Source organism: Selenomonas sp. AB3002, from assembly GCF_000702545.1.
GTDB classification, from domain to species: domain Bacteria; phylum Bacillota; class Negativicutes; order Selenomonadales; family Selenomonadaceae; genus Selenomonas_B; species Selenomonas_B ruminantium_A.
Genome location: NZ_JNIO01000008.1, coordinates 260,818 through 273,593, shown reverse-complemented (window position 1 = coordinate 273,593; position 12,776 = coordinate 260,818). Strand labels below are relative to the sequence as shown.

Genomic DNA, 12,776 nt, shown 5'->3' with positions numbered 1-12,776 from the left:
CCATCGCAGGTAAATAGAAAAGAGAGATGCATCATAGAGATACACCCCTCCACACTGTCAGCCCTTATTGCTATTACCGGAGTTTGTCCCCTTCACCTGCATGACCTTGATAGCCTCGGAAAGCGTCAGCTTGCCGTCCACACGCTGGGTGGTCATAAATCCTACCTGTCCCGTGGTAGCGAAGAGTTCGTTCAGGCGCTTGAAGCTCCTGCCCTGGCGGTCCACTACCCAGTAGTATTTCAGGTCTCCGAACATCATCACCTTGTTGCCGTTGGCGATTTCCGGTACATAGGGCGAGGTGTAGATGGGACGATTCAGAATCGTATCCGGGGTCCCAGCCGTGAGAGCCGTCTGCCAGAGGTACTGGTCGTTCTTGTCCTTCAGCTTGCGGATGGCCTTCACGGTGGAATCGTTCATAATCCACACAGCGTTCCTGCGGTAAGGGGCACGGAGGCTGTAAAACAAATCAATGAGCGAATCTGCTGTGATGGCAGCACTCCCCAGAGTGACCCCAACATCAGCACCGCCCTCATCGGCAAAAATGCCTGTGGGCTTCTTCACGCCATCACCTACGAAGAAGGCTTCCTCCTCCCTTGCACCCATGCGGCGGGCAAACTCGGTGGCGATGTAATTGGGGATATCAAAGGCGGCATCGTTCAGAAGCTCATCGGAAACCTTGATAAAAGTCCCCAGCTTGTAAGCGCTGACGCTCATCTGAGCGAACTTGTCATCGCTTTCGGGCACCAGCGCATTTTCGTCCATCCACTCAGCCTTGCCATGACTGGACACCACAGGGATAAGACGGTCACCACTGTTAGTCTGCAGGGTGCGGGCAAACTTGCGGAAGATATTTTCCTCTTCCAGCGCGCTGATGAGGGTGTGCTCGAATTCATCCGGTGCCAGATAGCCGCCATCGGCATCTGTGCCAATCTGGAGCACGTTCAAGACCTCCGGCGTTACAGCCTTGGAACGAATCATGTTCCAAAAGGCAACCTTATACTCATCAGATTTCCTGCCCTGCTTGGTATCGGCAATCCCTGTTGTGGCAGCAGGCTTTTCTTTTATAGGCTGGCTGGTGGGACGGTTCAGTTCTGCATCGATTTCCTGCTGACGCTCCAACCGCTTGATTTCCTTGCCCAGGGCATCGATATCCTGCTCCATGCGGGTATAAGCGGCATCGTCCTCAGCAGAGAGGATTCCCTTCTCGTTTCGGTGAGATTCCAGGAAAGCCTTGGCACCTTCCCATGCCTGGGCGCGCTTTGCACGAAGTTCGTTGATAGTTGTAGCCATAAATAATTCCTCCTCAAAAATGTCAGATATGATTTTTTATAAGTGACAGGCGTTCCATAAGCATATCCACGGAGCGTCCTTGCGGCCTAGCTTCTTCTGGCGGTACAGGTGGTTCATCAGTCTCCATATTTCCCTCATCTGCCTCAGGATTTTCAGTTCCAGGAGCAAGCCCGCAAACTGCTGTCAGCTTATTGATGATGGCATTGGACACCGCCCTCCGGGAGAACAGCATAGACACATCAGCCTCCTCCGCATCCTCTGCCCCCTCACGCTGAAGGATAGTATCCGCAAAGCCCAGTTCCACTGCCTTGTAGGCGCTGAGATAGCTTTCGGCTTCCATCAGGTGAGAAATCTTTGCTCTCGCCAGTTTGGTTTTGGCAGCGTATGCATTGACAATAGATTCCTTCACCTCCGCCAGCATGGCAATGGCCCGCTCCATTTCATTGTGATCGCCCGCTGCCATGGTGGCGGGATTATGCACCATCAGAAGCGAAGTGGGATACATCTGCACCTCATCCCCAGCCATGGCAATGACACTGGCCGCCGAGGCCGCCAGACCATCAATGCGAACAGTTACCTTGCCAGGATAATCCACCAGCATAGAGTAAATCTGCGCCGCCGCAAAGCAGTCTCCCCCTGGAGAGCAAATCTGCACCACTATATTGCCGTCCTCCGCATAAAGTTCGTCGCGAAAGGCCGCCGGTGTCACCTCATCACCAAACCAGCTGTCCTCAGCGATGACGCCGTTTAGCACCAACGTTCGTTCCTTCGTTTCCGGGCTGTTCTTTTTCCACGCCCAGAATTTCTTCGTCTTCGCCATCTGTGTTTTTCTCCTTTCCCTTGCTGGAATAAACCGCCCCCGCATCTTCCAGTTTGGCCATGTTACCATTTACCAAGTACAAGTCCCCGCCTTTCTCCTCTGGGATAAGGTCAAGACTCTCAAGCTGTCGGATGTCGTTGGCTGACATCCAGCCGTTCTGTCTGCCAATGGCATATCCTTGCATACGGCTTTGGTAATCGCCACGGAGCAGACCGTCCACATTGAACTTAATGGTGTAGTCCTTCTTCTCATCTGGCAGCAGCAGAACCCTAGCCATGGACTGCTCGAACCTGCAAATCCACGGTGCCAGGGTGTATTTCACGTACTCAAGGGACTGGTGCTCTATGTTTGAGAAGGTGGCTTTCTCAAGGTCGCCAATCATGTGGGGTGGAACACGAAAGATGCGGGCAATCTCATTGATTTGGAACTTCCGCGTTTCCAAGAACTGAGCCTGTTCAGGCGGGATGCCAATAGGCGTGTATTTCATGCCCTCCTCCAGCACTCCTATGCGGTGGGAGTTCCGCCCCCCGTGAGCCAGTTCCCAGCTTTCTCTTACCTTGGCTGGATCTTTGAGGGTACCTGGGTATTCCAGAACAGCACTCGGGGTGGCACCGTTGGCAAAGAAGGAGGCTCCATAATCCTCGCAGGCCATGGCCATGCCAATGGCATTTTTGGCCATGGCGATGGGCGAATACCCCACAATGCCATCAAAGCCCAGCCCTGGAACATGCAATACTTCGCTCGGATTCAGCCTCACGGTAGTCCCCTTCATGGTAGGGGCTTCATCGTCCATACGCAGGTACTCGTAGTAAATCCGCCCCGCCTTGTCCCTGTCCACCGTCATGCGGTTAGGCATAAGCGGATACAGTGCAACCACCGCCCCCTTGCCATTGCGGATAACCTGGGCAAAGGCATTACCCCAAAGGAGCAGGTGCGTCATCAGGGTTTCCCGAAAGGCAAATGAGGTCATCTCTGGATTTGGCTCATCATGCAAGAGGAAATACAGCGGGTGGTCTGTAGCCCGCGCCTTGCCCCCGTTTCCATCATAGTGGAACAGATGCAGTGGCAGTCCGGCGATGGACTCTGCCAGGATGCGGACACAGGCATACACGGCAGTCATCTGCATGGCAGATTTCTCACTGACCGCCTTGCCCGCCGTGGAGCCGCCAAAAAAGAAGCTGTATGCACTGCCAGCTGTACTGTTGGTGGGCTTGTCCCTAGAATGGAAAAGCCAGGATAAAATGCTCATGGATGGTCACTCCCTTCAACTCAAAAGCACCGCCCTTTCGAGCGGTGCCCTGCTTGTTTAGTTTTCCTTCAGTAGATTTCGATGTAGGAAAGGTTCATATTTTCAAGTTCGGCTACCAGCTTGGTGCCCCTTGCAATCTCCTCAGCGATTTTCTGAAGTTCCTCCGCCCCCCTGCGGTCGCCCATCCGGCAAATGCATCCGGTGACCTTGAGGTTTATCGCTACCCTGCGGTCTTCCCAATTGCTTTTGTCGTAGTCGGTTTCCTTGAAAAGCTCGATGCGGATGTAGCTTTCGCTGGTCTGTTCGCTCGTCCAAGCCACTCCCATGTCCCGCATCTTGAATCCGTACTCGTTGCCCTTGCTCTCGATAATCTCGGCGATTTCCTGCTTGGTCATTTTGTTTGCCTCCCTTTCGGTTGTCCAGGTGTTTTCCCTTTCGGTATGTGTATATTCGCTCTTTATGGGAGGTATAGCAAGTCATTTATCTCAATTATCTGTGTATACTTAAAGCCAGAAAATCCCTCGACTGTCGTAGACGCTTTCGGTGGAAACATTGCCACAACGCACTGCCCTGTCAAGGGCCATGATGAGGGCAATCGCCCCATCAATCTTCTCCGTGCTTTTTGCCTTGTCTGCCTTGATGTTCCCTGCTGGGTCGGTGCGAATGAAGATGTTATCCATGTTCCACCGCAGCACTGGATGGCCGCCGTGGGCAATCCGCTCCTCCAGCACCAACTTCATCAGTTCTTTGGTGGGTGGGCTCATACTGGCAAAGCCCTGCCCAAAGGGCACCACAGTGAAGCCCATGCCCTCAAGGTTCTGCACCATCTGCACCGCCCCCCAGCGGTCAAAAGCAATCTCACGGATATTGAACCTCTCCCCCAACCGCTCGATGAATTTCTCGATGAAGCCATAATGCACCACATTGCCTTCCGTGGTTTCCAGCTTACCTTGCCGCTGCCAAACATCGTAGGGCACATGATCGCGACGCACTCGAAGGTCTACATTGTCCTCTGGAATCCAGAAGTAAGGAAGCACCATGTATTTATCGGCTTCATCGACCGGCGGGAAAACCAGAACAAAGGCCGTGATGTCCGTGGTGCTGGAAAGGTCAAGCCCGCCGTAGCAGATGCGCCCTTCCAGTTCATCCTCGTCAACAGGAAAGGCGCAGGCATCCCATTTGTGCATCGGCATCCAGCGGATGGACTGCTTCACCCATTGGTTGAGGCGGAGCTGTCGGAAGGAGTTCTCCTCCCCCGGATTCTGCTTGGCAGAGTCACAAGCAGCCTGCACCTTGTCCAGCCCCACGGTGATGCCCAAGGAGGGATTGGCTTTCTTCCAAACCTCCGGGCTGGTCCAATCTTCGTCTTCTTTGGCTCCGTAAATCACTGGGTAGAAAGTGTGGTCGATTTTCCTGCCCTCCAGGATGTCCAAGGCCTTCTGGTGCGTCTCGTAGCATATGGACTGGGTATCCGTCCCTGCCGTGGTGATGAGGAAATACAGCGGCTGCATGCGGGCATCGCCGGAGCCTTTGGTCATGACATCGAAAAGTTTCCGATTGGGCTGGGTGTGCAGTTCGTCAAAAACCACGCCGTGTATGTTGAAGCCGTGCTTCGAGTAAGCCTCGGCAGAGAGCACCTGGTAGAAGCTGTTGGTTGGCTGGAAAACCATCCGTTTCTGGGAGGCGAGAATTTTCACCCGCTTGTTGAGGGCCGGGCACATCCGCACCATGTCTGCAGCCACCTCGAAAACAATGGAGGCCTGCTGGCGGTCGGCGGCACAGCCGTAAACCTCCGCCCTCTCCTCCCCATCGCCACAGCAAAGCAGGAGCGCCACAGCCGCCGCCAGTTCGCTCTTGCCTTGTTTCTTCGGAATCTCCACGTAGGCGGTGTTGAACTGCCTATAGCCGTTTTTCTTTAGGATGCCGAACAGGTCACGGATGATTCGTTCCTGCCAGTCAATGAGCTCGAAGGGCTTGCCCGCCCAGGTGCCTTTGGTGTGACACAGGCTCTCGATGAAGGCCACAGCAAAATCTGCCGCCCCCTTGTCGTAGTGGGAATCCTTGTCCATGAATTCAGTCGGCTTGTAGCCGGTAAGTTTTCGCAATCAATCACCCCCATAGGAAATCGAGGAAATGTTGTTGTATATTCAAAAGCAGGCGGTCGTAACCGCCCGCCCTATTCTCTTAATGCTTCTTTTGGCCTAATTCTTCCAAGCACCGTTTCTCCCATTTTCCCCAGCGCCTGTCCATTTCCATTCTCATATCGTGTGCTTCATTAATCAGCTGCTGTTTCTTTCCTCTGTCATTCATTGTCCGGATATAGCAATCGGCCTTTATCACTGCATTTTCCAATTCTTTGTAAGTCATTCTTTTAATTTCTTCCTGAGTTCTCATTTGTTTTTCCTCCTTCGCTTGTCCAGTTTTCCTTTCGGTATGTGTATATTCGCTCTAAACACGAATAATATCAAGCGATTTTCGGAAAATTTCTGTGTATACATTAGGCTTGTAGCCGGTAAGTTTTCGCAATCAATCCCCCACGAAAAAAGGAGCCTTGCGGCTCCCCTCTCCTTATCCCTCGAAGGAAATGTTCAGCATCCCAGACCCAATCCAGAAGTCATTGCTAATCCAGGGGTCTTCCATGGTGGTTTCCCAAGCCTCTTCGGTCATCTTCTTGACCCGTTCGGCTCCCATTTTCTCGAGCAGGGCCTTCTTGCTGATTTTCTTTCCATCGAGTTTGTAAATCGTCTTCATTTTGTCTTCCTCCTTCGCTTGTTCGGTGTTCTCTTTCGGTATGTGTATATTCGCTCTAAACGCGATTTATAGCAAGCGATTTTCGGAGAATTTCTGTGTATACTTCAACGAGAAACAGCCCCGAAGGGCTGTCCCGATTGTTGGCTTCTTTCATGCCTTTGTGGCATTCTTCTGGCCCAGGCGGTAGGCCTCGGTCATGGCTGCCTCAAGGCTCCAAATCGCGATGTCGGGGAAATCCTCTTCATCGTTCCACCGCCGTTCGAAGGGCTTTCTTCCTTCGAATCCGTAGATTGTTTTCTGGGCAATCTTCCAAAGGGCGTTCAGTTCCTTGCGGGTCAATTCTTCTTGCTTTTTCATCTTGTTTTTCCTCCTTCGCTTGTCTAGGTGGTTCCCTTTCGGTATGTGTATATTCGCTCTAAACACGAATTATATCAAGCGAATTACGGAGAATTTCTGTGTATACTTTGACAAGAAACAGCCCCGAAGGGCTGCTGACTTTGATGCCGTTTTCAGTTGAATTTTTCAGTGAGGATTGCATAGGCTTGGTAGCCAATTTCCGTTTCCGGTTCCATGTCCCAGCCCCTCTCGTAATGAAGAATTGTCTTTCCGTTTGCCCGGCATTCCAGCTTGGAAATCCTTCCGCCTTCAATTCCGAATTCCGAACCTTCCTCGTAGTGCTTTACCCAATACTGAACCTCGGTGCCTTCAATCTCGATTTTGCCTTTGCTCCACATGCTTGCATCCTCCTTCGCTTGTCTAAGTGATTCCCTTTCGGTATGTGTATGTTCGCTCTAAAAGCAAATTATAGCAAGCGGTTTTCTGAGGAATTCTGTGTATACTTCAAAAGGAGCCTTGCGGCTCCCCTTGGCGTTTCCCCTTGGCTTCAGCTCACCTTGAATTTGAAAGCCGGAACCTTTTCGTAATCCCCAGTTTTGAAGTCCCGGCTAGTTCCGCTGATCTCCTCCATCCCTTCGAGGATGCAGCCGTTCTGCTGGAAGCCCCAGGCAACCTTAACCGAGCCGCTCCAAGTTGAGGAAAGGGTGAATTCTTCAATCCCGTAGGCTTTGAGGTCTGTCACCAGCTGGGGGATTTCCTTTTCCCAAATACACTCGCTGAAGTCGATGCAGGCGTTGCTCCGGTTCTGTGCTTCGGCGTAGGCTCTGTAGAATCTGTTGTATGCTATTCCCTTGTCTTCAAGCTCTACTCTGAATTCCCTGTAGGCTTCCCTTGCCGCCTGCTCCTCTTCCGGGGTTTCAGCCGCATCGATGGCCTTACGCAGTTCCCGTGCCTTTTTGAAGTCCTCTGCAAATGCTTTTGTCATCTTGTTTTCCTCCTTTGCTTGTTCAGGTTGTTCCCTTTTGGTATGTGTATATTCGCTCTTAATGGGAGGAATAGCAAGTCATTTATCTCATTTATCTGTGTATACATTTGCTAGGAAAAAACAGCCCCGAAGGGCTGTTCTCGCTGGGTTGTTACTCAAAGGTGCTCGATGCACCAAGCTATCGCATGGCCTCCGTCCTCGAAGTATTCCGGTGCTACCGCTGTGAGGTTAAGTCTGCATTCAGTTTCTGCCAGCCCGGTTTCCTCCGGGGTTTCAACGAATTCGTAAATCGCTGCTCGGTAACCGAATCTATCCAATCTGACCGCCAGGACCCTATAATTGTACTTTAGCACTGCTCCTCCACCTGCGTAGGCTTCCTTTGCAAGGTGCTCCATGTTGGTAACCTGTTTCCATGTCATTTTTGTTTCCTCCTTCGCTTGTCTGGTTGTCCCTTTCGGTATGTGTATATTCGCTCTAAAGGGGATTTATAGCAAGCGATTTTCGTAGGATTTTTGTGTATACTTTTCTTCAATCCGGCCAGCTGTATTCGTAGGCTTCTCCGAGGATTTCTTCGTCAAATCCGAACTTCAGATAGGCTCTGTCCAGCGTTTCAAAGTAATGGCTGGAGGGAATCCCCAGCTTGCGTTCTTCGTGCATGATGTAGGCCATCCCGCGGGTCAGCCCACAGCGGTTGCCGTGCTCGTCCGTTTTCACGGCTTGAATGACCCGCTTGTAGTAGAAGGTTGGAAAGCCCTCGTAGTGGTCGAGGCTGGCCTCGTCCTCCTCGGTAATCCTCCACAGGAGCACCGGCACCGTCTGCCCTTTTTCCTTTTCGATGGTGGCGTAGGCCCCGGTCTTGCTCCCCTTGAACATCAGCCTCCAGCTCTCCAGCAGCCCCGTCCCCAACAGCGTAGCCTCGGGGCAGCGGAACTTCATCTGGCCTAAATCCATGTTGCTTCCATAGGCAATATAAATCTTCGTTTTCATTTTTCTGCCGTCCTTTCTGCTTCCGAAGGAACATCCCTTCTACCACCCCAAGCCCGCCTTGCGGCGGGTTCTGGGGGGCGGTGGCCCTCAGTTTGAAGGGGTGCTCCTGCCGAAGCGGAAGGCGGCGTCGCCTTCAAGGTTCCTTGTGAGGATTTCCCTCGCGGTGGCGAATTCCTCGCCGATGAATCCGAGGCGCATCAGCCAAGTCCTCATTGCGAATTTGGGGTTCTCCCTCTGTGGTTCCTTGGGGCTGGCGGTCTTCACTTCCTTGGCCATCTCGGAAAGGGCAAGGCAAAGCTGGATGTAGCTCTTGATTTCCCCTGCGTGAATCCCGCCCTTGCGGTCTGCCGTTGGGTTGGCAAACTGGAAAAGTCGGAACTCGATGGTGCCCTTGGTGAAGGTTGCGTGGAGGTTGAGGCAATGGTAGCGGCTTTCGTTGTAGTGCATGTTCCTGCCGTGGTCGGCTCCGTTGCCTTCGTACCAAATGTCTGCCAAGGCCTGCATGGTCTGGGGCTTTTTCTTGTTCAGCCTGTCGAGGAAGCGCCTGTTGACTGTCCGGCAGTAGCGTCCGAGGCGGCTCTGGTCAATCCGCATGGCGGCGACCAGCAGGCTTTCGTGGCTTGCCATGATGTTGGCGAGGTTCCGCAGGGTCTGCGCCGTGTGGCTGCCCTTGCCGATGTGGATGTGTACTCCGCACATGTGGTGGGGGTTGCTCTTTGCTCCAGCGTGGCGGAGGCGGCGAAGAAGCTCCTGCAGGGCTTCGATGTCTTCGTAGGTCAGGATGGGGGTTACCAGTTCGGTCTGCTCGTTGCTGGTTTCTGCGTCGATGCTGACGTCCCGCTGGAATTTCCATTCCCTGCCCTGCTCGTCCCATGCGCTCCAGGTGTAGTAGCCGTTGCGGTCTGCCGTGTCCTCGTGGTGCCCGGTGCCGAAGAAGTCGGCGGCAACCTTGGCTGCCTTCTGGCGGCTGATGCCGTACATCTCGACCTCCACCCCGATGGTCTGCTTCTTCAAGGCCTCAATCTGCTTTGCGGTGCTTGCCTTCATTTTGAAAATCCCCTTTCTGCCTTTCGGCTTGCTGTGTTTTTCCTTACTGTATATATCACTCTAATGAGAGTGATTATCAAGTAAATCTTTGTGTATACACAGCGGACAAAGGGGTTATTTTTCAAGGTCGGCTGGGCGGTGCTCGAGCAGGTAGAATTTGTCCACAGAGGGGATGAGGCTGAGGGTAGAACCGTTGTCCCAGCGGACCAGAATGCTCCCTGCGTCATCCACGCCCCGGATTTCCCCACAGGTCCCCCTTGTGGGAGCCTGCGGTTCATCGTACATTTCTGCCAGCATCACAATCCTGCCCGGCGGGTAGAGGTACCGCAAATGCCGTACCTCCTCCCTGCTTGGAAAGCCCATCTCGTTATGCTTCCGTAGCATCATGCTCGGCCTCCTTCTTGTGGCCGGACTTGAAGCTGGCGTTGCCGGAAAGGTTCTCCATGAGGATTTTCCGGGTGGTCTTGTACTCGGCTCCAATCAGCCCAAGGCGCAGGAGGAAACAGCGGAAGGCGTACTTCTCGTTGTCCACCGCCTTGGCCTTGGTCGTGACCCTTTTCTGCGTCCTTGCCATCTCGCAGAGCTTGCCGATGAAGTCCTGTGCAGCCCTGGCCTTCTCCGGCGTGACTTCGCCGTTTAACCAGTTGAACGTCACTTTATCTTCGGCAAGGGTGTAGGTGGCTTCTTCGATTCCGAAGGCCTTACTGATGAGGTTGCCCTTGCCTTCCAGCAGATGGTCGAGATTTTCTAAGGCGGCATCCGTGAAGGAATCCTTCGGCATGCTGATGGAAAGGTTGACGGGCTCTGCCTCGGCGTGGGGGGCGGTTGCCTCCTCTGCGGGGGCGGTTCCTTCTTTCTCAGCCTGTTCCTCTCCCTCCGGCAAGTCCTCATGCGTTTCGCATTCAAAGCCCCTCTGCTCCAACCCTTCCAGCACATCCTCCACCATCTTACTGTCAGTGCGGTCGGAGAAAACCAGGGTGCCATCCCTTGTAATCTCGAAGTCCCCCACCCGGTAGGAAAAGCTCGGTGCCCCCAGATACTCAATACTCCAGCCCTCTAGAGCTTCGCTGACTGCCTGCACCATTTCCTTGCGGCGCTCGCCGCTGACGTTGTACCTGACTTCCATTTTCGTGACCTCCTTTGTTTCATGCTTATCTTTTGGTAGTCACATGTTCGCTCTAAGCGTAGGAAATAGCAAGGGTTTTGTGTTGTATACAATTACTGCTTGGCAGCCATTGCCTCCAAAGCCTTGCCCGCAAACCACAGCGCACCATCTACCACGCAGGGCAGAAATACACGGTCGCGGAACTTGCACCAGCCGATTTCCTTCTCAGAGGATTCGCGGAGGGCGGTTGTATATGCCTCAGCCACTTCCCTGGCAGCAGGCAGGGCTTTATCCTTCAGCCAGACAATGGTGGCCTCCTTGGCCTCCGCTTTGACAAAATCCCCCACATGATTTTTCAGTTCGTTTTTGATTAAATCCAGTTTCATAAACTGTCAGCCTCCTGTTCAAAATCCGTGATCCCACGGGCAATGGCGCGGGCAAACTCATCCTGCTTGGTGCGGAGCAAAACCTCGTCATCGGGATTGTCGATAAAGGCAGTCTCCACCAGTACCGCCACGGCATCGGTGTTGTTCAACACGTAGAGGCTGTTGTCGGTATGGGGAACCGCCCCCTTAATGCCACGGTCTGTCGTGCCCAGGGCATCCACAATCTGTCGCTGAATGCAACCCGCCAGCAGCTTGCCGTACTTGCTGGAGTGGTAATGCCAGGTTTCAGTTCCGTGAGCCACGCCGTTAAATGCATTGCAGTGAATTGATACAAACACATCCGCATCTATATTGTTGGAGGCACTGACCACCTCAAAAAGGCTGTCCGACTGCAAGTTGCCTGAAACAGAAACGCCGACCTTAGTGAGATACTTCTCTACCAAGACGGCGATGTTTTTGGCAACGTCACATTCACGCAGGCCGGTGCCGCTGTTGACGGCTCCGGGGTCAGGGCAGCCACAGGGGGCATGTCCGGGGTTCAGAAATACACGCATAAGTCAGACCTCCTCTGGTTTCGGAACATCAGCATAGGGAATCTTCTCCCCATCCCGCTCCACATACACATCAGCAAAACTGCCATCATGGGCAGCCGCATAGCGCTGTACCGCTACATCCACAAACTTAGGCTCCAGTTCCACACCATAGCAAATGCGTCCCAGCTGGTCGCAAGCGATGAGCGTTGAAGCTGAGCCAAGGAAACCATCCAGCACCAAGCCGTTGGTCTGAGTGCATTGCTTGACCAGATAGACGATGAGAGGCACCGGCTTGCTTGATGGATGACCGCAGCCATCTTCCTTCGAGTTCTTGATGCGGTCAAACTCAAACACCGTGGTCTGCTTCTGATCGCCATACCAGGTGTGCTTGCCATCCTTGCGCCATCCCCAGATGATTGGCTCGTGGATGTACTTCCAGTCTGTGCGGGTCAGCACTAGGCGGTTCTTCTTCCAGACCAACCCCGCTCCAACTTTAAAGCCCGCATCTTCATAAGCGTCATGAAAGATGCGGGCTTTTGCCGTTGCGTAGAAAACATAGATGGAAGCATCCTTGGCCATGGCCTCGTGGAAACATCCGAAGGCTTTAGTCAGAAATTCGTAGGCCTCCTTGTCGGACAGGTCATCGTTCTTAATTTTCCCGGAGGTGCTCTCCAGATTCACCATGTACGGCGGGTCGGTGCAGACCAGATTCACTTTCTCTTCCCCCAGCAAACGCTGGTAGGTTTCCGGCAGAGTGGAATCTCCACAGATAACCCGGTGCTTGCCCAGGTGCCACACATCCCCTGCCTTGGAGATACACGGCTTTTCCATCTCGGCATCCACATCGAAGCCATCGTCCTTGCCCTCGCCATCATCCGTATCGAAGAGGTCAGCAATTTCCTTCTCGTCAAAACCGGTCAGTCCCAGGTCGAAGTCCATGCTCTGCAAGGCTTCAATCTCGACACGGAGCATTTCCTCGTCCCAGCCTGCGTCCATCGCATAACGGTTGTCGGCAAGGATGTACGCTTTCTTCTGAGCCTCGGTGAGATAGTCGGCAAAGACACAGGGCACCTCGCTGATGTTCTCAGCCTTGGCTGCCACCAGCCGTCCATGCCCAGCCAGCACATTGAAGTCTCGGTCAATGATAACTGGATTCACAAAGCCGAACTCCCTCAGCGATGAGCGCAGCTTGGTTATCTGCTCCGGTGAATGCGTCCTGGCGTTATTCACATAAGGCACCAGCTTGTCGATGGAGACAAGCTGCATGTCCGTTGTCATTTTCCCCAA

The 12,776-nt window shown here is 53.4% G+C and carries 18 protein-coding genes; all 18 read right to left on the bottom strand.

Translation table 11 applies throughout. The annotated features are described in order from the left end of the window. Positions 1-57: 57 nt before the first annotated feature. Positions 58-1,290 carry a phage major capsid protein gene (locus tag P159_RS0108830; protein WP_029543305.1) on the bottom strand — a complete coding sequence of 411 codons (1,233 nt, stop codon included), beginning with the start codon at positions 1,288-1,290 and terminating at the stop codon, positions 58-60. 22 nt (positions 1,291-1,312) lie between these two features. After that, positions 1,313-2,110 carry a head maturation protease, ClpP-related gene (locus P159_RS18620; RefSeq protein WP_037377038.1) on the bottom strand — a complete coding sequence of 266 codons (798 nt, stop codon included), beginning with the start codon at positions 2,108-2,110 and terminating at the stop codon, positions 1,313-1,315. Then, a complete protein-coding gene (locus P159_RS0108820) occupies positions 2,022-3,359 on the bottom strand; it encodes a phage portal protein (RefSeq protein ID WP_029543302.1) in 1,338 nt (445 codons plus the stop codon). The genes P159_RS18620 and P159_RS0108820 overlap by 89 nt, the downstream gene beginning before the upstream one ends. Positions 3,360-3,427: 68 nt before the next feature. Further along, a complete protein-coding gene (locus tag P159_RS0108815) occupies positions 3,428-3,754 on the bottom strand; it encodes a hypothetical protein (RefSeq protein WP_029543299.1) in 327 nt (108 codons plus the stop codon). Between the two features lie 108 nt (positions 3,755-3,862). After that, positions 3,863-5,464, bottom strand: a complete 1,602-nt coding sequence (locus P159_RS0108810) for a terminase TerL endonuclease subunit (RefSeq protein ID WP_029543297.1) — start codon at positions 5,462-5,464, stop codon at positions 3,863-3,865. 79 nt (positions 5,465-5,543) lie between these two features. Next, positions 5,544-5,753: a hypothetical protein gene (locus P159_RS0108805; RefSeq protein ID WP_029543296.1), complete on the bottom strand. Its 210-nt coding sequence runs from the start codon at positions 5,751-5,753 to the stop codon at positions 5,544-5,546. Positions 5,754-5,927: 174 nt separating this feature from the next. Beyond that, complete coding sequence (locus P159_RS0108800; protein ID WP_029543294.1) at positions 5,928-6,110, bottom strand: hypothetical protein; 183 nt, start codon at positions 6,108-6,110, stop codon at positions 5,928-5,930. A 150-nt stretch (positions 6,111-6,260) separates the two neighbouring features. Further along, on the bottom strand, positions 6,261-6,467 hold the full coding sequence (locus P159_RS0108795; RefSeq protein ID WP_029543292.1) for a hypothetical protein: 207 nt from the start codon (positions 6,465-6,467) through the stop codon (positions 6,261-6,263). A 152-nt stretch (positions 6,468-6,619) separates the two neighbouring features. Beyond that, the gene (locus P159_RS18615; protein ID WP_037377037.1) at positions 6,620-6,844 is read right to left on the bottom strand and encodes a hypothetical protein; all 225 of its coding nucleotides are present in this window, start codon (positions 6,842-6,844) and stop codon (positions 6,620-6,622) included. A 149-nt stretch (positions 6,845-6,993) separates the two neighbouring features. Next, positions 6,994-7,431: a hypothetical protein gene (locus tag P159_RS0108785; protein WP_029543290.1), complete on the bottom strand. Its 438-nt coding sequence runs from the start codon at positions 7,429-7,431 to the stop codon at positions 6,994-6,996. 155 nt (positions 7,432-7,586) lie between these two features. Further along, positions 7,587-7,850: a hypothetical protein gene (locus P159_RS0108780; RefSeq protein WP_029543289.1), complete on the bottom strand. Its 264-nt coding sequence runs from the start codon at positions 7,848-7,850 to the stop codon at positions 7,587-7,589. Positions 7,851-7,959: 109 nt separating this feature from the next. After that, a complete protein-coding gene (locus tag P159_RS0108775; RefSeq protein ID WP_029543287.1) occupies positions 7,960-8,418 on the bottom strand; it encodes a gamma-glutamylcyclotransferase family protein in 459 nt (152 codons plus the stop codon). Positions 8,419-8,505: 87 nt separating this feature from the next. Then, complete coding sequence (locus P159_RS0108770; RefSeq protein ID WP_029543282.1) at positions 8,506-9,465, bottom strand: amidoligase family protein; 960 nt, start codon at positions 9,463-9,465, stop codon at positions 8,506-8,508. Between the two features lie 114 nt (positions 9,466-9,579). Continuing rightward, complete coding sequence (locus tag P159_RS0108765; RefSeq protein ID WP_029543280.1) at positions 9,580-9,828, bottom strand: DUF4314 domain-containing protein; 249 nt, start codon at positions 9,826-9,828, stop codon at positions 9,580-9,582. Positions 9,829-9,832: 4 nt separating this feature from the next. Next, positions 9,833-10,591, bottom strand: a complete 759-nt coding sequence (locus P159_RS0108760) for a hypothetical protein (protein WP_029543279.1) — start codon at positions 10,589-10,591, stop codon at positions 9,833-9,835. Positions 10,592-10,683: 92 nt separating this feature from the next. Next, a complete protein-coding gene (locus P159_RS0108755) occupies positions 10,684-10,956 on the bottom strand; it encodes a hypothetical protein (RefSeq protein ID WP_029543278.1) in 273 nt (90 codons plus the stop codon). Beyond that, the gene (locus tag P159_RS0108750; protein WP_029543277.1) at positions 10,953-11,510 is read right to left on the bottom strand and encodes an N-acetylmuramoyl-L-alanine amidase; all 558 of its coding nucleotides are present in this window, start codon (positions 11,508-11,510) and stop codon (positions 10,953-10,955) included. The genes P159_RS0108755 and P159_RS0108750 overlap by 4 nt, the downstream gene beginning before the upstream one ends. A gap of 3 nt (positions 11,511-11,513) precedes the next feature. Further along, on the bottom strand, positions 11,514-12,776 hold the full coding sequence (locus tag P159_RS0108745; RefSeq protein ID WP_029543276.1) for a DNA methyltransferase: 1,263 nt from the start codon (positions 12,774-12,776) through the stop codon (positions 11,514-11,516).

What these genes read in the sequence shown, in the direction of transcription:
- P159_RS0108795 (WP_029543292.1), bottom strand. Translation starts at nt 6,467, where the DNA reads ATGAAAAAGCAAGAAGAATTGACCCGCAAGGAACTGAACGCCCTTTGG.
- P159_RS0108770 (WP_029543282.1), bottom strand. Translation starts at nt 9,465, where the DNA reads ATGAAGGCAAGCACCGCAAAGCAGATTGAGGCCTTGAAGAAGCAGACC.
- P159_RS0108760 (WP_029543279.1), bottom strand. Translation starts at nt 10,591, where the DNA reads ATGGAAGTCAGGTACAACGTCAGCGGCGAGCGCCGCAAGGAAATGGTG.
- P159_RS0108830 (WP_029543305.1), bottom strand. Translation starts at nt 1,290, where the DNA reads ATGGCTACAACTATCAACGAACTTCGTGCAAAGCGCGCCCAGGCATGG.
- P159_RS0108765 (WP_029543280.1), bottom strand. Translation starts at nt 9,828, where the DNA reads ATGGGCTTTCCAAGCAGGGAGGAGGTACGGCATTTGCGGTACCTCTAC.
- P159_RS0108775 (WP_029543287.1), bottom strand. Translation starts at nt 8,418, where the DNA reads ATGAAAACGAAGATTTATATTGCCTATGGAAGCAACATGGATTTAGGC.
- P159_RS0108785 (WP_029543290.1), bottom strand. Translation starts at nt 7,431, where the DNA reads ATGACAAAAGCATTTGCAGAGGACTTCAAAAAGGCACGGGAACTGCGT.
- P159_RS0108755 (WP_029543278.1), bottom strand. Translation starts at nt 10,956, where the DNA reads ATGAAACTGGATTTAATCAAAAACGAACTGAAAAATCATGTGGGGGAT.
- P159_RS0108815 (WP_029543299.1), bottom strand. Translation starts at nt 3,754, where the DNA reads ATGACCAAGCAGGAAATCGCCGAGATTATCGAGAGCAAGGGCAACGAG.
- P159_RS0108800 (WP_029543294.1), bottom strand. Translation starts at nt 6,110, where the DNA reads ATGAAGACGATTTACAAACTCGATGGAAAGAAAATCAGCAAGAAGGCC.
- P159_RS18620 (WP_037377038.1), bottom strand. Translation starts at nt 2,110, where the DNA reads ATGGCGAAGACGAAGAAATTCTGGGCGTGGAAAAAGAACAGCCCGGAA.
- P159_RS0108820 (WP_029543302.1), bottom strand. Translation starts at nt 3,359, where the DNA reads ATGAGCATTTTATCCTGGCTTTTCCATTCTAGGGACAAGCCCACCAAC.
- P159_RS0108780 (WP_029543289.1), bottom strand. Translation starts at nt 7,850, where the DNA reads ATGACATGGAAACAGGTTACCAACATGGAGCACCTTGCAAAGGAAGCC.
- P159_RS18615 (WP_037377037.1), bottom strand. Translation starts at nt 6,844, where the DNA reads ATGTGGAGCAAAGGCAAAATCGAGATTGAAGGCACCGAGGTTCAGTAT.
- P159_RS0108805 (WP_029543296.1), bottom strand. Translation starts at nt 5,753, where the DNA reads ATGAGAACTCAGGAAGAAATTAAAAGAATGACTTACAAAGAATTGGAA.
- P159_RS0108750 (WP_029543277.1), bottom strand. Translation starts at nt 11,510, where the DNA reads ATGCGTGTATTTCTGAACCCCGGACATGCCCCCTGTGGCTGCCCTGAC.